The 22,400-nt window shown below is 36.0% G+C and carries 26 protein-coding genes and 1 tRNA gene; 8 read left to right on the top strand and 19 right to left on the bottom strand.

Annotated features, from left to right (window positions below; translation table 11 throughout):
- Position 1: 1 nt before the first annotated feature.
- The gene (locus ABMA72_RS09030) at positions 2 to 556 is read right to left on the bottom strand and encodes an FHA domain-containing protein (RefSeq protein WP_392861493.1); all 555 of its coding nucleotides are present in this window, start codon (positions 554 to 556) and stop codon (positions 2 to 4) included.
- An 87-nt stretch (positions 557 to 643) separates the two neighbouring features.
- Here ABMA72_RS09030 and ABMA72_RS09025 point away from each other — a divergent pair, with 87 nt between their 5' ends.
- Positions 644 to 979: an iron-sulfur cluster assembly accessory protein gene (locus tag ABMA72_RS09025; protein ID WP_021267694.1), complete on the top strand. Its 336-nt coding sequence runs from the start codon at positions 644 to 646 to the stop codon at positions 977 to 979.
- Here ABMA72_RS09025 and ABMA72_RS09020 read toward each other — a convergent pair.
- Complete coding sequence (locus ABMA72_RS09020) at positions 976 to 1,425, bottom strand: FHA domain-containing protein (protein ID WP_393056842.1); 450 nt, start codon at positions 1,423 to 1,425, stop codon at positions 976 to 978. The two genes, ABMA72_RS09025 and ABMA72_RS09020, sit on opposite strands and share 4 nt — an antisense overlap.
- 153 nt (positions 1,426 to 1,578) lie before the next feature.
- Between ABMA72_RS09020 and ABMA72_RS09015 the strand changes: the two genes are divergently transcribed.
- Complete coding sequence (locus tag ABMA72_RS09015; protein ID WP_392861497.1) at positions 1,579 to 3,102, top strand: CDC27 family protein; 1,524 nt, start codon at positions 1,579 to 1,581, stop codon at positions 3,100 to 3,102.
- On the opposite strand, the gene ABMA72_RS09010 is transcribed toward ABMA72_RS09015, so the two are convergent.
- The gene (locus ABMA72_RS09010; protein ID WP_393056840.1) at positions 3,103 to 4,407 is read right to left on the bottom strand and encodes an aKG-HExxH-type peptide beta-hydroxylase; all 1,305 of its coding nucleotides are present in this window, start codon (positions 4,405 to 4,407) and stop codon (positions 3,103 to 3,105) included.
- A gap of 120 nt (positions 4,408 to 4,527) precedes the next feature.
- Positions 4,528 to 4,602 (bottom strand) — tRNA-Asn (locus ABMA72_RS09005).
- A 179-nt stretch (positions 4,603 to 4,781) separates the two neighbouring features.
- Between ABMA72_RS09005 and ABMA72_RS09000 the strand changes: the two genes are divergently transcribed.
- The gene (locus tag ABMA72_RS09000) at positions 4,782 to 5,300 is read left to right on the top strand and encodes a hypothetical protein (protein WP_393056838.1); all 519 of its coding nucleotides are present in this window, start codon (positions 4,782 to 4,784) and stop codon (positions 5,298 to 5,300) included.
- On the opposite strand, the gene ABMA72_RS08995 is transcribed toward ABMA72_RS09000, so the two are convergent.
- Genes ABMA72_RS08995 through ABMA72_RS08985 form a run of 3 tightly spaced genes read right to left on the bottom strand, consistent with a single transcriptional unit; the run spans position 5,297 to position 9,206 of the window.
- Positions 5,297 to 6,808, bottom strand: a complete 1,512-nt coding sequence (locus tag ABMA72_RS08995; protein ID WP_392909620.1) for an aldehyde dehydrogenase family protein — start codon at positions 6,806 to 6,808, stop codon at positions 5,297 to 5,299. The two genes, ABMA72_RS09000 and ABMA72_RS08995, sit on opposite strands and share 4 nt — an antisense overlap.
- Positions 6,809 to 6,817: 9 nt before the next feature.
- On the bottom strand, positions 6,818 to 7,819 hold the full coding sequence (locus tag ABMA72_RS08990; RefSeq protein ID WP_392861501.1) for an arginine N-succinyltransferase: 1,002 nt from the start codon (positions 7,817 to 7,819) through the stop codon (positions 6,818 to 6,820).
- 19 nt (positions 7,820 to 7,838) lie between these two features.
- Positions 7,839 to 9,206, bottom strand: coding sequence for an aminotransferase class III-fold pyridoxal phosphate-dependent enzyme (locus ABMA72_RS08985; protein WP_393056836.1), 1,368 nt, complete (start codon positions 9,204 to 9,206; stop codon positions 7,839 to 7,841).
- 72 nt (positions 9,207 to 9,278) lie between these two features.
- Here ABMA72_RS08985 and ABMA72_RS08980 point away from each other — a divergent pair, with 72 nt between their 5' ends.
- The 5 genes from ABMA72_RS08980 to ABMA72_RS08960 are packed head-to-tail and all read left to right on the top strand — an operon-like array spanning position 9,279 to position 13,092.
- The gene (locus ABMA72_RS08980; protein WP_392861504.1) at positions 9,279 to 9,926 is read left to right on the top strand and encodes a tetratricopeptide repeat protein; all 648 of its coding nucleotides are present in this window, start codon (positions 9,279 to 9,281) and stop codon (positions 9,924 to 9,926) included.
- Between the two features lie 9 nt (positions 9,927 to 9,935).
- On the top strand, positions 9,936 to 10,535 hold the full coding sequence (locus ABMA72_RS08975) for a cyclic nucleotide-binding domain-containing protein (RefSeq protein ID WP_392861505.1): 600 nt from the start codon (positions 9,936 to 9,938) through the stop codon (positions 10,533 to 10,535).
- Positions 10,528 to 11,559, top strand: coding sequence for an AI-2E family transporter (locus ABMA72_RS08970; protein ID WP_392861507.1), 1,032 nt, complete (start codon positions 10,528 to 10,530; stop codon positions 11,557 to 11,559). Before ABMA72_RS08975 ends, ABMA72_RS08970 begins: the two co-directional genes overlap by 8 nt.
- 51 nt (positions 11,560 to 11,610) lie before the next feature.
- Positions 11,611 to 12,348, top strand: a complete 738-nt coding sequence (gene bamD / locus ABMA72_RS08965; RefSeq protein WP_392861508.1) for an outer membrane protein assembly factor BamD — start codon at positions 11,611 to 11,613, stop codon at positions 12,346 to 12,348.
- Between the two features lie 12 nt (positions 12,349 to 12,360).
- Complete coding sequence (locus tag ABMA72_RS08960; RefSeq protein WP_103218681.1) at positions 12,361 to 13,092, top strand: lipopolysaccharide assembly protein LapB; 732 nt, start codon at positions 12,361 to 12,363, stop codon at positions 13,090 to 13,092.
- 77 nt (positions 13,093 to 13,169) lie between these two features.
- On the opposite strand, the gene fliW is transcribed toward ABMA72_RS08960, so the two are convergent.
- From fliW to flgF, 12 genes are all read right to left on the bottom strand, one after another.
- Positions 13,170 to 13,724 (bottom strand): flagellar assembly protein FliW, encoded by a 555-nt coding sequence (gene fliW, locus ABMA72_RS08955; protein WP_392861510.1) that lies wholly within the window; start codon positions 13,722 to 13,724, stop codon positions 13,170 to 13,172.
- Between the two features lie 77 nt (positions 13,725 to 13,801).
- Positions 13,802 to 14,035 (bottom strand): carbon storage regulator CsrA, encoded by a 234-nt coding sequence (csrA, locus tag ABMA72_RS08950; protein WP_021267493.1) that lies wholly within the window; start codon positions 14,033 to 14,035, stop codon positions 13,802 to 13,804.
- 116 nt (positions 14,036 to 14,151) lie between these two features.
- Positions 14,152 to 15,189 carry a flagellar hook-associated protein FlgL gene (gene flgL, locus ABMA72_RS08945; protein WP_392861512.1) on the bottom strand — a complete coding sequence of 346 codons (1,038 nt, stop codon included), beginning with the start codon at positions 15,187 to 15,189 and terminating at the stop codon, positions 14,152 to 14,154.
- A gap of 16 nt (positions 15,190 to 15,205) precedes the next feature.
- Positions 15,206 to 16,672: a flagellar hook-associated protein FlgK gene (flgK, locus tag ABMA72_RS08940; RefSeq protein ID WP_392861514.1), complete on the bottom strand. Its 1,467-nt coding sequence runs from the start codon at positions 16,670 to 16,672 to the stop codon at positions 15,206 to 15,208.
- 11 nt (positions 16,673 to 16,683) lie between these two features.
- A complete protein-coding gene (locus ABMA72_RS08935; RefSeq protein ID WP_392861515.1) occupies positions 16,684 to 17,187 on the bottom strand; it encodes a flagellar protein FlgN in 504 nt (167 codons plus the stop codon).
- A complete protein-coding gene (flgM, locus tag ABMA72_RS08930) occupies positions 17,187 to 17,519 on the bottom strand; it encodes a flagellar biosynthesis anti-sigma factor FlgM (RefSeq protein WP_392861516.1) in 333 nt (110 codons plus the stop codon). The genes ABMA72_RS08935 and flgM overlap by 1 nt, the downstream gene beginning before the upstream one ends.
- Positions 17,512 to 17,955, bottom strand: coding sequence for a hypothetical protein (locus ABMA72_RS08925; RefSeq protein WP_392861517.1), 444 nt, complete (start codon positions 17,953 to 17,955; stop codon positions 17,512 to 17,514). The genes flgM and ABMA72_RS08925 overlap by 8 nt, the downstream gene beginning before the upstream one ends.
- Before the next feature lie 129 nt (positions 17,956 to 18,084).
- Complete coding sequence (locus ABMA72_RS08920; RefSeq protein ID WP_392861519.1) at positions 18,085 to 19,089, bottom strand: flagellar basal body P-ring protein FlgI; 1,005 nt, start codon at positions 19,087 to 19,089, stop codon at positions 18,085 to 18,087.
- Between the two features lie 3 nt (positions 19,090 to 19,092).
- On the bottom strand, positions 19,093 to 19,866 hold the full coding sequence (locus ABMA72_RS08915) for a flagellar basal body L-ring protein FlgH (RefSeq protein ID WP_392861520.1): 774 nt from the start codon (positions 19,864 to 19,866) through the stop codon (positions 19,093 to 19,095).
- Positions 19,863 to 20,705, bottom strand: a complete 843-nt coding sequence (gene flgA, locus ABMA72_RS08910) for a flagellar basal body P-ring formation chaperone FlgA (RefSeq protein WP_392861522.1) — start codon at positions 20,703 to 20,705, stop codon at positions 19,863 to 19,865. The genes ABMA72_RS08915 and flgA overlap by 4 nt, the downstream gene beginning before the upstream one ends.
- Positions 20,706 to 20,722: 17 nt before the next feature.
- Positions 20,723 to 21,568 carry a flagellar basal-body rod protein FlgG gene (gene flgG / locus ABMA72_RS08905; protein ID WP_392861524.1) on the bottom strand — a complete coding sequence of 282 codons (846 nt, stop codon included), beginning with the start codon at positions 21,566 to 21,568 and terminating at the stop codon, positions 20,723 to 20,725.
- 6 nt (positions 21,569 to 21,574) lie between these two features.
- Positions 21,575 to 22,360 (bottom strand): flagellar basal-body rod protein FlgF, encoded by a 786-nt coding sequence (gene flgF, locus ABMA72_RS08900; protein ID WP_392861526.1) that lies wholly within the window; start codon positions 22,358 to 22,360, stop codon positions 21,575 to 21,577.
- Positions 22,361 to 22,400 lie beyond the last annotated feature (40 nt).

Here is a 22,400-nt window from a genome sequence, read left to right as displayed (position 1 = left end):
TTTACTTAAAGAATTTTAAGATTTTCGTCATGACAGTTTTATCTTCTGGTTCAACTTTCTTCTTTTTGGCGACTTTCTTTTTTGTTCTTTGTATTGGTCTTTTTTTACTTATTTCGGCTTTTACTTTTTGTCTTTCTAGCGAAAGATTATTTAAGGCCAAAAAGCCTGTTTGGTCAGCAAGGGCCGTTGAAGTTTGTGTGTTTTCTTGAGCATCTACATTTGGATCGATTGGTCGAGTTAAAAATTTATACTCAATATCTGTGAGATCATTTAAATCGATACAAATAATACAATTACCAATACGAATAGTTTCATAAATATAAAGACGTTGATCACTTGTGACTTTCTTATTGTTAATATAAGTACCGTTAGTTGAACCTAGGTCCTTAACAACAATTTCCTTATCTTTATAAGTAATTTCGAGATGTTTAGATGAAATTTTTGAGTCATCGATTGAAATATCAACTGACGACTTAGAGCGTCCAAAGCTTAATTTAGGTTTAATAAGAACCTTAGCTTTATTTTCACCGCTCTTAATAATCAATGAGATAGACATTGTTTCTTGCTCCTATATAAAGTATATCATCAATATGATATAATTTAGGTATTGGTCATTATTACCTACGTAATATTAGAGGTTTATATGAACGAGTTATTAAATGTGACGCCAAAAGCAGTTGCGCAAATAAAAAATATTTTCACGAGTGAAGATCGCTCAACTGAGGACTTCGGTCTACGCCTAGGTGTAATTGGTGGTGGTTGTTCAGGTCTTTCTTACAATATCGATTTTGATGCTCCAAAAGATTCAGATAATATTATCGAATTAGAGGGTATTAAGATTCTTGTGGATCCAAAATCATCAATTTACTTAAGTGGTATTACTTTAGACTTTAAAGACGGCCTTAATGGAAAAGGTTTTGTTTTTGAAAACCCAAATGCAAAAAATACTTGTGGTTGTGGCGAAAGCTTTAGTGTTTAGGCCTTACTTTTAACTTTGGTTCTTTTCTTTAATTGTACTTTTCTTTTTTCCTCTTCAAGGGTGAAGCGAAGGGTCTTATGAATATTGGAAATATTCTCTCCCCAAGCATTAGGTTCGTCCTGTCGAGAAAATTTAGAAAGCTCTAAGTTATTTAAAGATTTTTGATCTAGTCTGATACTAAAATTCCCAGCTGTAATTACATCGTATGTATATAAAGTGATTTCTTTCTCGATGCGTCTTCCATTAATATGGGTGCCATTCTTTGAGCCTAGGTCTTTGACTAGAATTTCATCACCATCGAATAATATTTGAAAATGGACTGAAGATACTTTTGAGTCATTTAAGAAAATATCAGCATCTTCTTTGCTTCGGCCAAATGTTAAATTTGGTTTTAAAATTACAATATATGATTCTTGCTTTGATTGTATTTTCAGTTTAACGGCCATTTTATATCCCTTTTTTGAAATTATATCACTTAATGTAATTAAATTATATTTAACATTATTTACCCCCCTATGATTAATGACTTGTGTTGTGGAGCGGTAAAAAATGTTGGCAAGGGTCTAGTAATTAGAAAAGCTGTGAAGTAAATTATTGATATGATGATTGATGATACATATGTAAAAGAACAGGTTTATGAATTCTTCTTCAGTGAGAATACTTTCTCATTAAATGGACATAGTGTTTATAAATTCATCGGTGATGAAACAAGAGACTATTTACAAAGGCAGATTACTGCAGATGTCGACAAGTTAGAGAATGGTGGGACTCTTGCATGTCGTTTGGATCGAAATGGTCGGGTGTTTTCTTTTTTCTATCTTGTGAATATTGATCAGGCTTTCTATATTATCGTCGATTCGAAAATTGCAGATGAAACAGTTAATGAGTTAGAGAAGTTCATCATTATGGAAGATATCACGATTAAACATACTCAATTAATTGCTGCACTATCGTCACGTTCTAGTGAAGGTTTTGTTCCAATTAGTATTTTTGATAATGAAGGTTATATTGGATTTATAAGTGAACAGTTGCCAATAACAGATTTTCATAATCAGCTATGCGTCTTAACTGGATGGCCGCAGCTAGATGTTACAGTTGAGCGCACTAACTTAATCAATGAAACAAGATTAAATGAATTTGCTATCAGTTATAATAAAGGGTGTTTTCTAGGGCAAGAAACAGCTTCTAAAATTGAAAGTCGCAGAGGAGCTGCTCGTTATCCAGTCCTATTAATCTCCAAGAATCAAATAGAAGAGGAAACTATTTTAAAGGATAAGAAGGTAAAGGTCCTTAATTCTGTTAAGACTGATGATTTTTACTTATCTGTGGTAAGAGTCCCTCGAGATTTATTGATTAATGGTTTAGAAATAGAATATGACGGAGGCACAGTTCGTGTACTTACATATCCAATTATTAAAGAAGATAAATTGGAAATAAGTGAGCACTATTTTAATAAAGCCGTTAAGCGATTTCATCAGGGTGAAGTAAATGAGGCCATCATGCTCTTAGATCAAGTGATTTCTTTTAACCCTCATTATGCAGATGCTTACGAGTCAAAAGGTGTTATCCTAGGAAATAATGGTGATCATCAAAAGGCCATTGATGTTATGGATGAGCTCTTAAAAGTTGATGAAAACTCTGTGATGGCCCATACGAATAAGTCTCTCTACCTTATGAAATTGGGTAAAATCGAAGAAGCTGAAGAGGAGAAGTCGCTAGCGACTGTTGCTTCATTTAAGCGCTTTGGAGATGAAGCTAAGTTCAAAAAAGAACAAGAAGAACGAGAGCGTGCCGAAAAAGAAGACCGTGCTCGTCGTTTTGATATGTTTAATAAAGTATTGGCCATTGATGAAAATGATGTTGTTGCCAATTATGGCCTAGCTGATATTCACTTTAGTAATGATAAATTTGATAAGGCCATGGGCCATATTGAAATCGTTCTTAAAGAAAACCCTAAGTACTCAGTTGCTTACCTTCTTAAGTCGAAGATCTTATTTAAGCAAAAAAAGTATGACGATTGCCTAAGCATTATTGAAGAGGGAATGCCGATTGCCACTTCCCAAGGTGAGTTAATGCCCGCAAATGAAATGCAGGCATTAAAATCTAAAATCTCAAAATTATAATTAATAATATTCGTTACGTGCCGCTAGAAGTTCATTTTTCAGTTCTTCTACGGCATTAGAATTTAAATGCTTTTCAAGTGCAAAAATATGCTCTCTATGTGAGTCCACCATGGCCTTGAATTGTAGATATACTTCATATCCTTCAGCAGAAACGATTTCTTCTTTATATGCCTTTTCTAAATCTAGTTCACAGAATTGCAACATATAATACTCTTCGATAGCACGTTCTTGAATCTTTCTAAATTCAGAATCCGTGAAATCGTGTTCCTCTAGTCGAGAAAGTGAAGAGAATAGTTCAAGAGCCCAGTAAAACGTCATATAAGCGTGGTAAATACCTCTTATTGGCCTTAGAGCTCGCCTCCATGGACTGTAGTATATTTTTTCTTCAAGCTCCTCTAAGAGCTCTTCTTGATTCAAGTAGCTATTTAGAACATGGTGACCATTTTCATGAAGCAGATCATCCATTAAGTCCATATCATCTCTATCGTATGTATTAATAGATGAGTACCCTGGAAGAGTTTGCATTGAGTAGCTAACGATCCCTTTTTCATTAATTGGAATGATATTTTGTGTAAATTCCTTAAAAATCATGAAAAGTTCAGGAGTATATCTTTCAAGTCGGCGATAGGCCTTTTCAATCTTTGCTGTCATCTCTTTTGACGTGTTTTCGAGTTCAGAGTAGAAGATAATTTTAAGCTCATCAATATTTGAAACAACGGCCGCTCTCTTTTGTGATTTTTCACTAAGCTTAGCTAAAACTTTGTCTTCTAGATTATTAAAGATAATTCGTTGGCCATTTTGATAAGCAGATAAATTATCATCTCCAAGTTCTGGAACATTCAAATACGTAAGATCGCTAGTGACTTCTTCTTTAATGTGAATATTGAAAAACGCGATAATATTGTCTTCTAAAACAGTAACAAGTTTTTTTGATTCAGCTAAAAGATCTTTTGATTCATTAAGCGAGTTTAAGAACACCTTTGCTAAATTACTGTCATGCCAGAAGTTAAAGATGGCATCTTCTGATTCACTCATCTCAAAGTCTTCACCAACTTCAAATTCACTATGATACGAAATGATCTCTATAAGGGCCTCAATAAGATTGAACCAATAGAAGTTAAGGTTGGAATAAGTATCAAGTTTTTTAGAGAAGATAGCTTCTTTATAAAAGCCCTGAAACTTTTGAGAGAGAAGTTCGTTCTCATCTTCATTTGCCTGCGCATCTTCACGATAAAGGGCCAAGCCTTCAAGGTATGATTCTTTAAATGCGTGATTGTTTTGAATGAAGTGATTAAAGTTATTCATAAGATATCCATAAGTAAAAATTCATTACAGATATAACACTATAACAAGATAAGATAAATTCTTATGATGCTTATTAGTTAATATGAATGTTTGGGGGATTTAAAAGCGGATACAAAAGAATGGCTGGGATGGCGAGATTCGAACTCGCGACCAATAGATTAACAGTCTACTGCGCTACCGCTGCGCCACATCCCAGCAATCTTAAGTAGTTAATTTTATAAACTCGTTTTTTCAAATTGTAAATATTTTCTTTTATGGGAAAAATATTTAGTTTTATATAACTAGTTGAATTTATTGAAGCTCAATTAAAATTACTAAATTTTTTTTTTCAAAAACCGATAAATATACTCAGATACTGAGGTAAAATAACGACTATGATGACTCAAAGTAACCTAATTCGTAATTTATTAAGGGTGTTAACACCAGAGGAAGTCTCTGATTTAACAACTCTTGGTGATGCTTCTGCAAAAGATGCACTTACGGATTTATTACTTGCTCAAAATCGCGGTGATAAGATTTCTTATTCACCACATGGCCTTGCTAAGGTCATACCATTTCCAGATCGTTTTGAAGCTTCACAGGCGCCTGTATTAAACCCTGATGAGGAGATTGTGACTGGGCCTAGGGTCGATCAATTCATTAATCAATTTGTCACAAAAGTTAAATTTGAATCAGGTAAAGTTCATCCAGGTGCAAAGCCTGTTGAAACAAGTACTTTCATTTTAAATGAAAAAGAGAAATTTAAAGCGGTTTACACTCGTTTAAAGAGTCGTGAAGTTTTAGATTTGTATGCAAAGAATTCGGTTGTCGATCTTGAACAAGAAAGAAAGAACCGAAGAGACCTGTCAAAGAATTCTTCGACAGGCGTCCTCGTTAATAAGAAACATTATTAATCTGCTAATCCTTTTATATTTCCACTTGCACTTGGAGAATCAATCTCAAGTGTTGCAAGTTGATAAACACAGTGATCAACAGTAGCAACAGCTGCTGGACGATAGTTTCCAGAATTCTTAACACCACCAAATGGTAATTTAGAATGTGCTCCAACTGTTGCGCGGTTCAAGTTTACTAAACCAGCATCAATATTATTCACAGCGTGCTTAAAGCGTGCGTGATCTTTTGTGAAGACAGAAGCAGCTAGGCCGTATTCAGTTGAGTTTGCAATATTAATTGCTTCATCAAAGTCGCTATAGCCAACAAATGTAACGTTAGGGCCAAAGATTTCATTTGCAAGGAAGTGACTCTTTGGAATTAACTTATCGGCATAGTGAATCGAAGGAGAAACATAGTAACCTGGAGTTTCTCTCTCTAATTGCTTTCCACGCATAACTTCTTGTAGTCCTTCTCTTTTGGCCATGCCCATGAATAGAAGGTACTGGTCAAGGGAAGCTTGATCAATTAATGGCCCCATAAAAGGCTCCACTTTGTGATCAATTGGATGATCCACAATAATTCTCTTCGCTAGATCGTGAAAACGAGAAATGAATTCATCTTTAATAGAATCATGAATAGCAACTAGACCAGTTGAAGTACAACGCTGACCAGCTGTTAGGTATGAACCTGTTAAAAGTTCTTCAATTGCATAATCAAGATCAGCTGTCTCATCGATGATTGATGTGTTTTTTCCTCCTAGCTCTAACGAAACTAGTTTTGAAAGATCTGTATGCGTTGTTTCTAGAATCTTTTGTCCTACTTCTTTTGATCCAGTAAAGAAGATACCTTTGATTCTCTTATCTTTAATAATTCTTCTTGCTACTTCTCCATCTCCTTGAACAAGGTTAACAACACCCATTGGAAATTTTGCTTCAGCAAGACATTCAAACATTAACTGTGCCGAGTAACATGTCTTTTCACTTGGTTTGAAAATGATTGAGTTACCAGAGATTAAGTTTGCTGTAATTTGTCCATTTGCTAAGTGGCAAGGAAAGTTAAATGGCCCAATGATAAAACTTGGCCCAACTGGTTTATAGTAAATATGAGCATTGGTACCTGGAGCGATACCTTCCATATTCTTCGTTTCAATTCTTGGTAGAGATGCCGCAATCGTTACATCTACTTTTGCAATTAATGCTGCCGCTTCTGTGCGAGCTTCCCAGAGAGGCTTACCTACTTCAAGAGCAATCGCTGTTGCAATCTGATCTTGCTTTGTCTTAAGTACTTCTTGATATCTTCTTAAGGCCTCAATCCTTTCTTCGATTGAAGTATTTCGCCATGTTTGAAAACCCTTGTGGGCAGAATCGATTAGTTCTTCTATATGCGCGTAATTTACATTTAGATTCCAAAGTGTCTTTGTCGTATCACTTGGACACTCGCGAGTAATAGTTCTGTCATTTCTTAGATTTGCTGAATCATCAAATGCGATAAATTCATTATTATAAAATGATCCTTTTAGTTGAAACATATCTTCTCCTTAGATCGCCATTATTATTTTAACTGCACCATCATCTAATCCAAATGATGATGGCTCATCTACAGTTAGTATATCATTGTTTAAATTACCTTTTAGACAAACAATTTCAAATTCTTCATTGTCAGTAACGACTAGATAGAATTTAGGTGAACTTGTTTTACCTTTCTTTATCTGTGCTTGTTGAATTGTCTTAACAGGCTTAATATCATCGAGTTGACAACGATAGTGAGGGCCACCATCAAAAGGGTCAACTTCGTGAGTATATTTGAATCCAATAGACTCAAGCATTCTCTTAACAGGTTCAGTATCGGCACCAACTTTTCCAACTGCATCTCTAGCTTCTATTGGAAGTAGAGTTTCGTAAATTGTTCCTGAAGGAAAGAGGCTAAGAATGAATTCCTTATTCTTACGACTCAGGACATCGGCATCATGATATTCCATATTTAAGAATCGACGACCGATAGCTTCCCAAAGAGGGGATTTCCCGTCGGCATCAAATGGAGGCATAAGCTCTGAGTGAATTGTTTCTTTAAATCGATCTCTATTTAGTCCCATATAGAGAAAACGTGAAAATGATAAGACTTTTCCAAGCTTAAATGGATTACCTCGATATGTAGGGTCGAGGATAAGGCCACCGATTTCGGTTGGGCCGTCTGTATCATAGCCAAGCTTTAGCGTGCCGTGGATGAAGCCAGTATTAATTGATTCTGAAAATTTATTTTCTTGTCCTACCTTTAAATAAAAGTGAGGTTCTTCTTCATCGCCATGTCTAGCGTGAATCATTGAGCAGCCAATGACTCGAGAAGATTCAAGATCTTCCAGAACAAAAATGTAATGATCATTTGAAAGATTATCACTTTTTTGTTTGAAAGATCTTAGAGAGCTTTCTATTTTTGAGCTAATTAGCTCTTTGTCTGGGGGAAGGTTAATAAATGTATAGAGACCTGAAAGGTCATACAAGTCTTCTAAGTCATCTGCTCTTACGGGTCTTATCTTAAACATCTAGTCTTCCTATTTAATTCTATTTAATTTGTTCAAGTACGGTTTTTTCGATAATTGAGATAATGTCATCAATATGTTCATCAGTCATTGCTAGAGGCAATAGGAGACGAACTCTCGTCGGCTCTTTCCCCGCCATAAAGGCAATAATTCCATTGTCGAATAGGCTCTTCACAAAACTCGATACAGTTTCAGTTGTAGAATCTCCAACTTCAAATGCAATCATTGTTCCGACTCCTCCAACATAAGTAATCTTATCTTGGCAAGAATTCTTCATAAGATGTGTAAGCCTTGAAATAAACTTATCTTCTAGCTCTTTAATTCTTCCATTTTCACCATAGAAGTTTCCTTCCGTAAGGTATTTAACAAGCTTGCTACCTGTTGATAGTGCAGAAACTGAACCATTGAATGTTCCAGCAATAAGTCCTGGTTTAGGGTTTAGTTCTTCGCTAAATAGAACACCACATACTTGTAGCGCCTTTCCAACTGAAACGATATCGACGTACTTATCGAGACCCATTGTTTGGAATGCAAATAGTTCTCTTGTGCGTCCAAAAGTTTGAACTTCATCAACCCAAATATAGATACCTTTCTTCTTTGCCCACTTAAAGATTTCTTCATAGTACTCTTTTGGACCAAAAATAAAGCCACCTTCTCCTTGAATAATTTCAAGCATAAGTGCGCAATGTTGATTCGGGTACTTTGAAGTTACTTCTTCTAGTGCTGCTAGTGTATTCTTTAACGATTCTTCTGGGTTGTTTTGATCAAAGTGCGGAACGTGATCAACATCCAGAGACTTTGGCATACCTTGGCGGTAGTTTGCATTATGTGTAATGTCTTGAGTTGCTACTGAGCGACCTGCGAAAGCCTTTTGAAAAGCGATTACACGGTAAGCAGGATCTTTCTTTTGCCAAACAAGCTTAAGTGCCAAGTCATTTGCGAAACTTCCTGATCCCGTAAACCAAAAGTGCTTCAGGTTACTTGTTTCAACGGCCTTAAGTAGATTACTTGTTAGTTCAATGGCCTGTGGGTACGGTTGTAGGTTTCCACACATTACCGTATCACCTAGAGCTGCTTCAAGGTGTGACTTAATATATATAGGGTGAGAGTGACCAAGTAGGTTAGGTCCAATACCACCAATTAGATCGTATTTCACTGATCCATCAATAAGTTCAGTAAAAGGCCCATGACCACGTCCTGAAGAAACGTAATTGAAGTAAATTCCCTTTCCTCTTTCTTGGTTATATTTCTTTAAAGTGTCTTCAACTAAGTGCTTCTTTTCTTCCAGAGGGCCACGAACTTCCATGAAATTCTTTTGCTCCTTAAGAATCGAAGAAAATAGTTTATCAAACTGATCATTTATTTCGTTATTTCTTACACCGTATTCCATATCCAACCTCTTTTTATGTGGTAGAATTATCACTCACTTGCAAACGCTACAAGCCAAATAGATAATAAATTTATGTCAGATACTAACACAGGAAATCCACTAAAAGAATTAGAAGACCTTTATAAAAATAAAGATTATGAGGGCTATAAGAATCTCTTGATTAAGAATAAAGATTTGTTCGTCGACGCGCAGTATTTCTATAATTTGGGCACTGCGTATCTCAAGTTAGAGGACATTGGTGCTGCCCGATTAAACTTAGAGAAGTCTTATCAGTTAGGGCAACAAGACAAGCTTGTTACTAATAATATCAACTATATTAAATCGCACTATGACCTTGTGAGTCAGGATGTGAACTTCGTTGCTAAAGCAATGGATATTCCAGCTGTTTACTTTACTAGCTTTTCACTGATTCTTTTAATCATTACATTAATTTTGAATTTGAAGACAAAGCTGCACAAGGCCATTATTTTCACTTTCTTTCTGATCTCTTTGACGCCGCTCATTTTTAGCAATGTCTATTTGAAAGGTAGTTACAAAAATGCCATTGTTATGAAGAATGCTGATATCTTTGAAGGACCTTCATCAATTTTCGAACACAATCAAATTGCTAAAGAAGGCCTAAGAGTTATCACTTCTAAGAAAAACGATAATTGGTTCTTTATCTATTGGCCTAGCGAAGCTAAGGGATGGGTAAAAGCTGAAAATATTGAATTCTATTAAAGGCCAAGTATGACTGAAAAGTATTCAAAAGAAGATCGCATTGACATTAATTTGATAAAATTTTTGTGGTCTATCAATCCTCTCGTTAAAAGTAATAAGGTAACAATTCCGTACTTATTGAGGGATACCGTAATTCTAAGAAGCTTAGGGGAGTTTGAGCTTTTTCAGTTATCAAAATACTTTCATAAAAGAACCTATGAAAAAGGTGAAGTCATTTTTAAAGAAGGTGATTTTGGTATTGGTTTCTATATTATTGTTTCTGGTCGAGTTGAGCTTTCAACGGAGAGAAACGGAAAGAAATTTCATGTAACAAATCTTGATCGCAAGGACTACATGGGAGAAATTGGTCTTTTAGAAGACGGTCACAAGAGATCAGTGACAGCAACTGCTGCTGAACCACTGGAGCTTCTTGGGATCTTCAAACCAGATGTACAATTAATGATCTCAGAAAGGCCGGCCCTTTCTTCAAAATTTTTACAGGCCATGAGTGAACTTGTTGTAAAGAAACTTCATATTCTAGCTCGTGAAATTAGAAAGCTTAAGGTTGAAAACTCTCACTTGAAAGATGAAGTTGTTAACTTAAAAGAAGAGATTGCTAAGAATGACTAGTAATGATCGCCTCAGGGCCATTATCTTCGGATTATTTATCGTCTCTTCGATGTTGTTATTTTTCGTTTTTCCACGAGTCGCAACACCGTTACTAATTTGTTATGTACTAACACTTATTCTAAATCCACTTCTCTTATTTTTTGAGAGGTTTGGAATTAACCGTACCGCTTCATCAGCACTAGTTGTAACACTTCTACTCTTTTTAACGATCTATCCTATCGTAAAGGTAACACCTTTAATGGTTAGTGAAGTTAATAACCTCGAAGTCTATATTCCAAAAGTTGAAAGCTTTCTTAAGTCTGTATATGCACAATTGCAGGCCTTTGTAGCTGAACGTACTGGTTACCACTTAAGTAGTGGCTACCTCCTACAGTCAATGAATTTTATTAAAGATGAATTTAGTGCATTTGTTCTTTTAGTTCCAAAGTATCTAGGTTCTGCACTTGAGCTTTTCTTTATTGTGCCACTTTTCTTATTCTTTACTTTAAAAGATATGCGAAATTTCAGAGAGCGTGTCACAAGACTTCTTCCAAATAAGTATTTTGAAAAACTTTACCATCTCTCATTTCAATTTAATCGCCAGATTGGTGACTATATTCTAGCGAAAGTAATTGAGGCCAGTATTTTAGGAATCATTATTTTTACAGGACTATTTTTTCTCGATATTAGATTCTCTCTTCTTTTTGGCCTCCTTGCAGCAGTGACAAATATTATTCCTTACCTGGGTCCAGTATTTGGTGCAATTCCTGCATTTATTTTTATTGCGGCAGAATATGGTATGGGAACTCACTTTGGTGGGGCCCTAATTCTCTACTTAGTTGCAAACGTAATTGATATCGCAATCGTCTTTCCACTGCTTGTTTCTAAGATTGTTGACCTTCACCCTGTGCTTGTTGTGGTGAGTGTTATCCTTGGATCACAGCTTCTAGGAATCACTGGAATGATCATTTCAATTCCACTTGCAGCAGCCGCTAAACTTCTTATAAACCAGATGCTTAAGGACGTATACGAAGAGCGTTATTAGCTTTGACGGGCCTTGCTAGAAAGTGCTAGAATTGCCTCTATAGGGGGCAATGTGCACAAACTTATATCTATCATTTTCATTCTACTAATGACGTCATGCGCAGTTAATCGTCCGCAAGGAAGTACTGAAGCTGAGGTACTATTTAAAGAAGCTGAAAGACTAGTTAAATCTGAACGCTATATTATGGCGCTTGAAAAACTTAATAAAATTAAATCTCAATATCCATATAGTTACTACGCAACATCTGCTGAACTTATGCAGGCCGATATTCTTTATAAGCAAGAAAACTATGAAGAGGCCGCTGCTGCATACTTACTATTTAAGGACTTTCACCCAAAGCATCCTAAAATGGATTATGTTACTTTCAAGATCGCTGAAGCTTACTACAAGCAAAAGCCTTCGACATTTGATCGTGATCTAACACCTGCCAAGCAGGCCATCAAGTACTTCAATGAACTTAGAAGTCTATATCCTCAGTCTGAATATCTAAAAGATGCCAGAGAGAAAATTGATGAGTGCTATAAGATGATTAAAGATAAGGAGTTATATATTGCTAACTTCTACTTTAGAACAAAGGATTGGCAATCGGCTTCATTTCGTTATGAACAGCTTCTAGCTCAATTTAGTGATGATACTGTTAAAAAGTTAGCAAGTGATCGCCTTGTTCACATTGGTTTAAAAAGTGCTAGACCTGAATTATGTGAATTGGTTTTTAAAAACTATCGCTACTTATACAAAGATAAAGATCTTTCTAACTTAAAGAAAGACGTTAAAAAGTGTATGGAATAGGGGACTTTGACTATGATGAAATCTTTTGAACAAGAAAAATTATCAAAGAAGGCCAAAGTTGCTTTTGAAAATCGTGAGTATAATAAAGCGATCTCAATCTATAATGAGCTTTTAGAGATTGATGCTAAAGATGCTGATGCTCTTTTTAATATTGCTAATATCTTTCATTTAACAGGAGAGATCTCAAAAGCAATTAAGGCATTTAAAAAAGTATTAGAAGTAAGACCAGATCATACGGATGCAGCAGTTAGTCTATCAGTTCTTTATAATGATATTGGTCAATACGAAGAAGCGAGTAAGATTTTTCAAATCGCGTCTCAAAAAGTTAAAGTGAACTCAAAGAGCGCTGAACTTAATGATAATCACATCGATAGAAAATTTGCGATCAAGCACTATGAATTAGCTGATCTATACCTAACATATAATCGTTATGATGAAGCCTTATTTGAATATGGAAAAGTTTTAAAGCTTGATCCGTCTAATCTAGAAGCAAGAGTAAAGATGGCCAAGGTTTATGCAAAGAAAGGTTTTGTGAATAAGTCTTTTGAAGAACTATCTAATTTAAAAAATGAAAGGCCCGATTACCTCCCGGGAAGAATTGCTCTAGGTGTTCTACACTATGGTAAAGGTGATATCTTAAGTGCGACTAGCGAGTGGGAAAAAGTTATCTCTGTTGATCCACTTAATAGTGAAGCTCAGATGTATTTGAATTTTGCAAAGAATGCGACTGAAACAACTCTTTAAAAATATCTAAAATTTGAAAATAAAAAAGCACCATTACTGGTGCTTTTCTTTTATATGATTTCTTTTGGGAAATTGAATTAAGCTTCTGCTGAATGATCAACTGAAGTTTCTGTTGAAGATGATTGCTCAACAACAGTTGGCTCTGTAACAACACTTACATTCGTACGAACTGAATCATCAGAGTGGAAATTCATGATCGACTTTTTAAGTGCATTATACATTTCAAATTTTACTTCTAGCTTATTGTCTTGAAGAACAATTTGACGAGCTTTGTGTGAATCATTGTTAATAATGATTGGTGCCTTTAGGTTTGCAGACATTTGAGTTACATCCGTTGGAATAGTTAGGATTGTATAAACGCTTGCATTAGAAAGATTTTCTAGTTTCAGGCTATTAAGTTCAGCCGGTAGTAGGCTGATTGAATAATCTTCTTTAAAAATTTTTGGCTCAATGATTGGGAATGCTGTTGCACCGTCATCTGTTGATTGTAGCCATAGGATTAGAGTCTGATCACCTGGATCAACAACAAAGAAGTCCTTAAGGTTCTCAAAACCAAGAATACCTTCTTCGAACCTGATGATATCTTTATTGTTAACTTCTAATTCCCCAAATCGTGTTGTGCTTACTTTCACTGTCGTTCCTCCGAATTCAAGTTTAAGAACTTGATAACAGATTTTAACAGCCGTAGGGGCAAAAGAGCAAGCGGAATTTATTTCTTATTGCGCAACGCATCCGTTAAGTCAGATAGACTTTCTGGGCCAGCTTGGGAAGCTTCGTAATTTTGTTCCTGGATAGCTTTATAGACTTCTTCGCGGTGAATTTTTGTTTCTTTTGGGGCCTTAATACCAAGACGAACTTGTTTGCCTTTAATTTGCACAACGACAATCTTAATATGATCGTCGATCGCTATACTTTCCCCTAGCTTCCTTGTTAAAACCAGCATTTCACATCCTCAATTTTGAACCGTCCTGATTCATCAGGTAATGGTTCATATATTATCCATAACTTTAAAAATCAAGTAAAAAATCAACTAAATAAAAAAAAAGTAGCAGCAGCGTGTTAGCGTAGAAAGTCCAATAGGTTCTTGTTTAAAAGGCCTTCAGAAGTTTTGTACGCAGTTTTCAAGATCTCTTGCTGACGCGTGATGTCTGAGAATAATTCAGTAACATCTGCATCGACGAGCTTGCTCTTTCTCTCCATATTGTCGATATTATTTGCATCAATCGTGTTCACATTTGTCATAACTGAACTTGCGACTGATCCTACACGTGTTCGTAATGTAACGAGACGTGTTACTGCTGTATCAAATTTTTCTAAAAGATTTTGAATTTGATCAGCGTCATTATTTTCTAAAGAGATTGCAAGTGAATCAAGAAGACCAAAAAGGTTAGCTGACTCTTTATACTTGCCGGCATCTTCCCCAATTTGAGTTGATGCGATCTCTCGATTGTTTTCTTCGGACATAATCTCGCGATTTTTACTTTTTTCTCGCGAATCCGCCATTTCTGGAAATTTTTCTAGGGGGTGGTTAACTTGTGAATCTGTTTCAGATTCGGCCATGAATACTTCTTTACCGTGCAGGTTAACCTGAACAAAGAAGTCTTTTCCAACTTCAAGAGTTATATGGCCATTGTCACCCTGGTACTCACCATTTTCATTAAACGGAGTATCAAGCGTTTTAAAACCTGAGAAAATATAGCGTTGTCCAACACGTTTATTTGCAATTGAAAGGGCCAGATTCTTTAGTTGATGTACTTCGTTTGCAACGTTATTTCTAACATCTTCATTGTAGATATCTGAAGACTGCGCAATAGCAATCTCTTTGGCCTTACCCATAATATCCGTTAGATTTTCAAGAGCTTTTTCTGTGATATTTAATTGAAGAAGTGCGAAGTCTGCATTTCTTTTAAATTGAGAATTATCTTTGGTTACACTAGAGATCTGTAGTGCTTCAATATTTGCTGCAGGATTATCTGAAGGTTTACGCATACTCTTAAGAGTCGTACCCTTCATTTGCAGGTCTTCCATCTTAGACTTGTGCTTGTTAAGCGTATGCCTAATTGAAAGAGTCGTTGAATTTTCTGACACTCTAGTCATTTTTCAATAATCCTATTTACTGCTTAATTGATAAGACAGTATCAAACATCTCGTTTGCAGTTTTCATTACTTTAGCAGCAGCTTCATATGCGTGCTGGTACTTAATCATATTTGCCGCTTCCTCATCGATCGAAACACCACTAATTCTTTCTCGAATTGAGTTTGCTTGTGCTAGAAGACCTTCTGATTGTTCAGCGTCTAGCTTGGCCTTACCTGTTTCAAGTCCAACATTACCTACTGTTTTAAGGTAGTCCTCTTCTAGTGTTGCTGTACCACCTGACATTAGCCTTTCATGCTGTAGCTTAGAGATTGCAATAGCAACTCGGTTATCCCCGGGACTATTTGGAGATAGTGCAGTAGCAATATTCGAAATATCTGATTTGATTGCATCACTTAGGTCAATATTAAGTGCTGCTCCCTCTACTTGCATTGGGGTAGAGAAGAAGTTATTTCCTGTTGTTGGGCCTTTATTATCCATTGCAACAGGATTACCGTTAGCATCTGTTTGAATCTCACGGTTAACATATCCTCTTCTGTGGATAGCGTTTACGTAATTCATAAATTCAAATGCTGTTTGGTCTAATTTTTCTTTCAGTTGTTTAATGTCGTTATTTCTAACTTTAATTACAGCACCTAGTGAGCCACCTTGGAATTTTTCTGTAATTTGCTGACCTGAGCGGCTTGCCCAGAAAATCTCCATTGAACCATCTTGGCCATTCGTCGATTCATCTTTTCCAAATACATATGTTCCAAGCTTTTGTGCTTGAGCTGCTGTAACAAGTGTACCAACCCCAGGGGATTGAACGTTATAGTTTCCACGCTCATCTTGATATGTGTGAATTTTTATAATTTTTGATAATTCTTTTACTGATAGATCTCGTTGATCTCGAAGATCTCCGGTTTCATCACCAGTTGCTTCAAGCTCGCGAATTTTTCTGTTTAAAGTCGCAATAGAGTCGATATGCTGATTGGCATCTTTAACAGAGATCATAATCTTGTCATCAATGCTTTTTGAGATCTCGTCTAGAGTCTCTGCGATTCTTCTAAAGTCTTTTACAATTAATTGTGCTTTATCACGCACAACTGAACGTACTGTTTCGTTCTCTGGTTGATTTGCAAGATCACGAAACGAGTTAAAGAAATTATTGAGAATTTGATTGAGTCCTTCGTTGTCGATTTCATTAAAGATATCTTCAACACGACTCATTTGTTCTGCTCTATTATTGTAGTAGGATTCACTACTTTGACTGTCACGTAATTTTCTTTCTACAAATTTATCGTGAACACGATTGATACTTTTAATTCTTGTACCACTACCAGTTATTAAACCATCTTTGATAAGTGGCATATTTGATTGCTGGTGAACACGCTGACGAGAATACCCTTCTGTATTCGCATTGGAAATATTATGTGACGTCACCTCTAGTGATTTCTTAGAGGCGTTGAGTCCTGTATTCGCAATGTTTAACAGACGTGTAGACAAATAATCTCCAATTAAGGATTTCGCTCAAGCGATCGTTGCTGAGTGATACCTTTGGCGTTATATGTAGATACTGTCTTAGTACCCATTGCACTTTCTCTGATCTCACGAAGAGAGTTTAGCGCTTTGTTAATAAATAGTTGGTTCTTCTTATTCTGTGTTTGAATCTTTTCAATAATATCTACCAAAAGACTATTAAATCTAAATAAGTGTTTTCCTTCTTTTTCTGCTTCAAACTTAGAGAAAAAATCAACAAGGTCATTGATTGAATTAATCTTTAATTCTTTGTAATCCTTTTGGATATTTGCAAGAATTTGGTTTCTTGCTTTTTCATTTACTTCTATTTTCGAAATGATTTCTGACTTTTCAGAAACCTTTTCTTCTAGCTCATCAATTTTACTGTCAAGTAGGAGAGCGTACTCATCACAAGTTAAGTCAAATAACTTATAGTGAAGCTCACACTGTGACTTCCAGATATCTGTGATTTGAAAGTAATATGTTGCTAGTTGTGTTTTCATTATACTCCGAACTCTTCCCCAAGAATTTTATCTGCCATTTTGTCATAATCCATTTTGTATGTTCCACCTTGGATTTGTGCTTTAAGTGCAGCAATCTTTGCAGAGTTATCAACTTCTGGTGCAGCATCAACTGCTTTTTTGATATGTGCAAAATCTTTTACTGCTTCTGGTATTGAAACTCTGGCATCATTTCTTGTTTGACTATCAATATAAGCTTTCTGAGCAATCGTGTTTCTCTTAATTGGAGCTTGCTTCTGGATCTCTTGTGATCTATCGGCCGTAGTTTTAGCATTTGGAAAGAAACTTGATCTCGTATTTGTTACACTACTCATACTTTACTCCAATTTGTTTTGCCTGCTTCATTGCTATTGATTGAGAAGGTTGAGTTGGTCCTTCTTCAATTCGAATTTGGTTCTGTGCATATTTATTTTTATTGTCCAAATAGTTTTGATAATTTTGTTCATTCCTCATATGCTTTGGATAAATCTCATTCAAAATCATCTTCTGTATTTGGCTATCTTCTTTGACAAGTGCTTTAGCACGCTCACTTGTCATAAGACCGTTATAGAAATTACCAGCTGTACTTTGCACGCCACTGTTTAGCGACTTAGTCATTTCTTTAACCATTAACTCGTTAAATTGTGCTTCTAGCCCTTGGGCTGCACCTTTGATCTCTTCAGGAATATATTTGTCAGAATTTGCAGGACGAACAGAATTTTGTGCGTTTCTGTTTTGAATTTGTGGTCTATGAATTTTGATTTCATTCATAATACTCATCCTGAGTTTCTGGCCGTTCAATCCTTGAAAAGCCCATTATCATTAATATTTTAACATTTTTTTTAGTTTTTTTATACCTAGCTCTAAAAAATGGTAAAAAATGCTATTTGACATTGAAAGTTAAATTAGCTCAATTTCTCCAACTAAAGCACCGTTTCTCTTAAGTGCTTGAAAAATCGAAATTAAATCTTCCGGTGTCGCACCTAGTGCATTAAGGCTTTTAACCAGATCATTTAGTGTAGTTGTCTTGTCAACTAAGCGAACATTTCCTTCGCCACCATCTTTCTTCTTGTCATTCACTTGGATATTAAGTCCACCATGTGAGATCGCTACCGCTTTAACTGTAATGTCTCCACCAGCAACAATAGTACCCGTTCGTTCATTGATGATAATTTTAGCAATGCGATCTGTGTGAACTTTGAAATTTTCGATGATCGCTAAAAGTTGGACGATTTTTCTTTGGTACTGTATTGGTACAATAATATCAACAGTGTTTGAGTCTTTTGCTATGGCATACTTTCCACCTAGCTCTTGATTGATTGTTTTCTCAATTCTGGCAGCTGTTGTGAAGTCAGGACTCTTAAGTGCTAGTCTCAATGATTTTTTCTTATCAAAGTCTAATTGTAATTCTCTTTCAACAATTGCTCCCTGTGGGATAAGTCCTGTTGTCGCAAATTTCTTACCATTTTCTAGGCCACCAATTGAAATTGAACCATTTGCTACGGCATATACATTTCCGTCACCACCTTTAAGTGGAGTGATAAGAAGAGTACCTCCAGCAAGTGATGAAGCATCACCAATCGATGAAACTTTTACATCCATTTTTTGCCCAACTCGGCTAAAAGATGGAAGTTCTGCTGTCACAATTACGGCCGCAACGTTCTTTGAACTAATTTCATTTTGTGGATTAAGTCCAAGCTTTTGAAACATACGTTTAAGTGAAGTATTTGTTACTTCTCCACCACCATCACCAGTTCCATTTAGTCCAACAACTAAACCATAACCAACGATAGGGTTTTTACGAACGCCCTTAACATCAACTAGGTCTTTCAAACGACTCATCTTTGCCTCAATATGAGTTCCAAAAGATAAAAGGATAAGACCGAAAATTAACTTTTTAAACATTAATTACCTCAATACCGTTACAGAGCTTTCTAAAAATTTTGTCGAATCAATTGTATCGTCTTCATTAATATCTTTGCGTGAGATTAATGCTTGTAATTCAACTAGGTGTTTACGATTTTTAAAGAGAACATTTTTTTGTCCTCGTACAAGTAGGTGATCACGACTGATCTCTTCAACAATAACACCCGATATTTTGTCATGAACTTTATTTGATGCACTTGTGTCTTCACCCTCTTCAGCTCCGGCTCCTGCAGGTGCTTGTGCCTGACCTGGTGTAGTCGCTGCTGTCGTGCTTTCAGGATTTTGCCCGGCAAGTGTTGGCATCGGTGGGAAGGCCCTTTTGAGCTCCATTGTAATATCATTCTTAAGTCGAGTCTGAACGTTTACTAGAATAATATCGCCGTTTCTCTTCCATTTATTTTTTGTAAATAGGTAGTTCTCATTCCCATTACCGGCCCAAAGGCTGCCTGTGTTTCCATGATCATGGAAATTATTTGCAGTTACTCTTTTTGGTTGTTGTTGCTGTTGTTGACGTTGAGATAATTGATTATTGTTATATCTTCTTTGCACCTGTGGTGCCATGTTTGGAGTATTTGCCGAAGTCTGTCTTCTATCCCCATAAGAGTTACGATATTGATCGAATGTATTATCAACGTTTGCTCTTTTTTGTTCGAGCTCTCTTTGGTTAACACCATCCAGTTCATTATACATTTTGTTAATGTAGTTAGCACAAGATGTCGTTAGTAGTGCTAGTGTTAAAAATAAAATTTTTCTCATAAATCTACCTTCACTTCATTGAGTCCAATTACTTTCGCTGTGAATACCTTGTTAGTTTTTACATTCTTCACTTTTATGAAATCTTGTAACTTGCCTGTCGACATTGGTAGCGCTTGGCCAGTTAGTTTAATTCCATTGCTATTAAGGATTACTTTTACCGGAACACCAAATGTCACTAGATTAATAGGGGAGATGTCTCTTTTATTAATCGTCTCACCTGGCGAGATAACTTTATTTGATTTGTAGAAAGCAATTTCATCTAGATTCTTAAAAACGGCCTTCTCATCTGTTGTATAAATTGTCTTTTCTTCGACATTATTTGTGTTGATCGACTTAAAGCTAAGGCCAATTTCATTCTTGGCAACAACCGCCTTAACTGGCTTTTGAACAACGATATCAAACCACTTCGTCATACCATCTAATGAAATCTTTAGTTTGTTGTGACCAAGCTTATTACAGTCATTACACATCAACTCGAGTGTTGTTAAATTATCAGTTGTTATTGATTTAATTGGTGTTCTCGATTTGAATGAAATTTTCCAATCATCTTGAATTGTAAATTGTGTTTTGATTGTCTCATCTAAATTGATGATTACTGCATCTTTAGTTAGAAAATTAATATCATTCTCTTTTAAGTCTCGGCTGTGATTTAAATAGAAATTACCACGTGCTGAAATAAGAATTTCATTAAGAATTTCAAGTTGAGAACGATTACAATTTTCAGACTTGTAAGTAATTTCAGAATTCTCGATACGATAGTTTTTTTGCGCCATCGATACTTCACAATTACTTGCAAAAGAAAGGCCTGTAATAAATGTTAAAAGAATTAGTTTAAACACTCTCTCTCTTCTTCCTATTATCTTGTAATATTGTTAACAGTTTGTAGCATTTGATCCGCTACTCCCATTACCTTAGAGTTCATCTCATAGGCCCTTTGCGCCTTAATAAGATCCGTCATTTCATTCATAAGACTTACATTGGCCATTTCAAGAGCTCCTTGTTGCATCGAACCTGTATTATTCGTTCCCGCAATACCTTGAATTGGTTGGCCACTCGCAGTTGTTTGACGATAGAAGTTACCTCCATCGTTATGAAGACCTGGGTTATTAACAAATGTGAATACTGGGATTTGTCCAACGACTTGCGGCTCTACTTGTCCATTAAAGTATGCTTCAACTGTTCCATCATTACCAATGCTAACCGTTGCAACACCTGGTGGGAATGTTATCCCTGGAAAGATTTGGTAGCCTTGCTTTGAAACAAGTTGACCTTGAGCATTTACATTAAATGCACCATCTCTTGTATAAACGATTTGTCCATTTGGTTTAATGATTCCAAAGAAACCGTCACCATTAATCATTAGATCAAATGGGTTATTTGTTACTTTAGGTGCACCTGCTGAAAAGACTTTTCTTACACCACTGATTTTCGACCCTGAACCAACTTGTACACCAACAGTGTAATTTGAGTTTGCATCTGAGCGTGAGCCAGCTTCAGTGATTGTTTCATACATAAGATCTTCTGATTCAGCTCTTTGCTTTTTATATCCGATGGTATTTAAGTTAGCGACGTTATTTGAGATCGTGTTAACGTGCATCTCTTGTGTCGCCATCCCTGTTGCTGCAATATTTAGGGCCTTCATCATTCCAAATGAATAGCGGGCCATGAGTAGGAATGTAATAAATAGAATAATATTTTTCATACTACCTCAAAATTTGATCATTTCATTAACTGACTTAGAGCTAATTTGATCATAAGTTTTAATTGCTTTTTGTATTGATTCAAAATGACGGTGAGCTTTGATTAACTCTGACATTTCTGAAACGGCGTTAACATTAGATTGCTCGATGAAACCTTGGTGAACGGAAGTATTAATCTGTTCTTTAAGGTTGCCTTCATTATTATTGATATACAGTGAGTTGCCCTCTTTTCTTAAGGCGTGCATATCGTTAAATTCAGTAATATTTAGAGCTCCAACTTGGTTGTTATTTGCATAGACTGCACCATCAAGAGCGAAGGTGATATTTCTCGTACCTGGTGGAACTGAAATTGGTTGGTTATCTTCTCTATTAAGAACTGGATATCCCTGTTGTGTTGTAATTACACCATCTTGACGAAGAGAAAGCGTTCCACGTCTTGTGTAGCGCACACCCTTTGGTGTTTCTACTGCCAAGAATCCATTTCCGCGCAGACCAATATCAAGTGGGTTACTCGTTGGAGAGAGTGTTCCTTGAGTAAAATTTGTGAATGATCCATCGACCTTTACCATCGCGTGTTCAGCTCCATAGCTACGATAGAAGTCTTCTGGTGCCCATTCTTTATTTGGTAAATCAATATCTTCAACACCTTTATCTAGTGCTGTTAAATACTCTTTAAATGCGAGTTGATCTTTCTTAAATCCAGGCGTGTTGGCATTTGCAACATTATTGGCAATTGTATCAACTTTCTGTTGTTGTGCGATTGCACCGGATAGCGGTACCCATAGTTCTTTCATCTGCCCTCCTGGCAAATTCTTCTTTAACTATACCAACCAG

Origin of the sequence: Halobacteriovorax sp. CON-3, from assembly GCF_043196995.1 — a bacterium.
GTDB lineage: Bacteria > Bdellovibrionota > Bacteriovoracia > Bacteriovoracales > Bacteriovoracaceae > Halobacteriovorax_A.
Note: the sequence above shows the minus strand (reverse complement) of the source record. Positions and strands in the feature narration are given on the sequence as shown.

Coding starts and splice junctions, on each gene's coding strand:
- ABMA72_RS08980 (WP_392861504.1), top strand. CDS start 9,279: ATGTCAGATACTAACACAGGAAATCCACTAAAAGAATTAGAAGACCTT.
- ABMA72_RS09000 (WP_393056838.1), top strand. CDS start 4,782: ATGATGACTCAAAGTAACCTAATTCGTAATTTATTAAGGGTGTTAACA.
- ABMA72_RS08925 (WP_392861517.1), bottom strand. CDS start 17,955: ATGAATGAAATCAAAATTCATAGACCACAAATTCAAAACAGAAACGCA.
- ABMA72_RS08995 (WP_392909620.1), bottom strand. CDS start 6,808: ATGTTTCAACTAAAAGGATCATTTTATAATAATGAATTTATCGCATTT.
- flgL (WP_392861512.1), bottom strand. CDS start 15,189: ATGACTAGAGTGTCAGAAAATTCAACGACTCTTTCAATTAGGCATACG.
- ABMA72_RS08960 (WP_103218681.1), top strand. CDS start 12,361: ATGATGAAATCTTTTGAACAAGAAAAATTATCAAAGAAGGCCAAAGTT.
- ABMA72_RS08920 (WP_392861519.1), bottom strand. CDS start 19,089: ATGTTTAAAAAGTTAATTTTCGGTCTTATCCTTTTATCTTTTGGAACT.
- ABMA72_RS09020 (WP_393056842.1), bottom strand. CDS start 1,425: ATGGCCGTTAAACTGAAAATACAATCAAAGCAAGAATCATATATTGTA.
- ABMA72_RS08990 (WP_392861501.1), bottom strand. CDS start 7,819: ATGTTTAAGATAAGACCCGTAAGAGCAGATGACTTAGAAGACTTGTAT.
- ABMA72_RS08985 (WP_393056836.1), bottom strand. CDS start 9,206: ATGGAATACGGTGTAAGAAATAACGAAATAAATGATCAGTTTGATAAA.
- ABMA72_RS08915 (WP_392861520.1), bottom strand. CDS start 19,866: ATGAGAAAAATTTTATTTTTAACACTAGCACTACTAACGACATCTTGT.
- ABMA72_RS09015 (WP_392861497.1), top strand. CDS start 1,579: ATGATGATTGATGATACATATGTAAAAGAACAGGTTTATGAATTCTTC.
- csrA (WP_021267493.1), bottom strand. CDS start 14,035: ATGCTGGTTTTAACAAGGAAGCTAGGGGAAAGTATAGCGATCGACGAT.
- flgF (WP_392861526.1), bottom strand. CDS start 22,360: ATGAAAGAACTATGGGTACCGCTATCCGGTGCAATCGCACAACAACAG.
- ABMA72_RS08975 (WP_392861505.1), top strand. CDS start 9,936: ATGACTGAAAAGTATTCAAAAGAAGATCGCATTGACATTAATTTGATA.
- ABMA72_RS08935 (WP_392861515.1), bottom strand. CDS start 17,187: ATGAAAACACAACTAGCAACATATTACTTTCAAATCACAGATATCTGG.
- flgM (WP_392861516.1), bottom strand. CDS start 17,519: ATGAGTAGTGTAACAAATACGAGATCAAGTTTCTTTCCAAATGCTAAA.
- flgG (WP_392861524.1), bottom strand. CDS start 21,568: ATGAAAAATATTATTCTATTTATTACATTCCTACTCATGGCCCGCTAT.
- ABMA72_RS09030 (WP_392861493.1), bottom strand. CDS start 556: ATGTCTATCTCATTGATTATTAAGAGCGGTGAAAATAAAGCTAAGGTT.
- ABMA72_RS08970 (WP_392861507.1), top strand. CDS start 10,528: ATGACTAGTAATGATCGCCTCAGGGCCATTATCTTCGGATTATTTATC.
- ABMA72_RS09010 (WP_393056840.1), bottom strand. CDS start 4,407: ATGAATAACTTTAATCACTTCATTCAAAACAATCACGCATTTAAAGAA.
- ABMA72_RS09025 (WP_021267694.1), top strand. CDS start 644: ATGAACGAGTTATTAAATGTGACGCCAAAAGCAGTTGCGCAAATAAAA.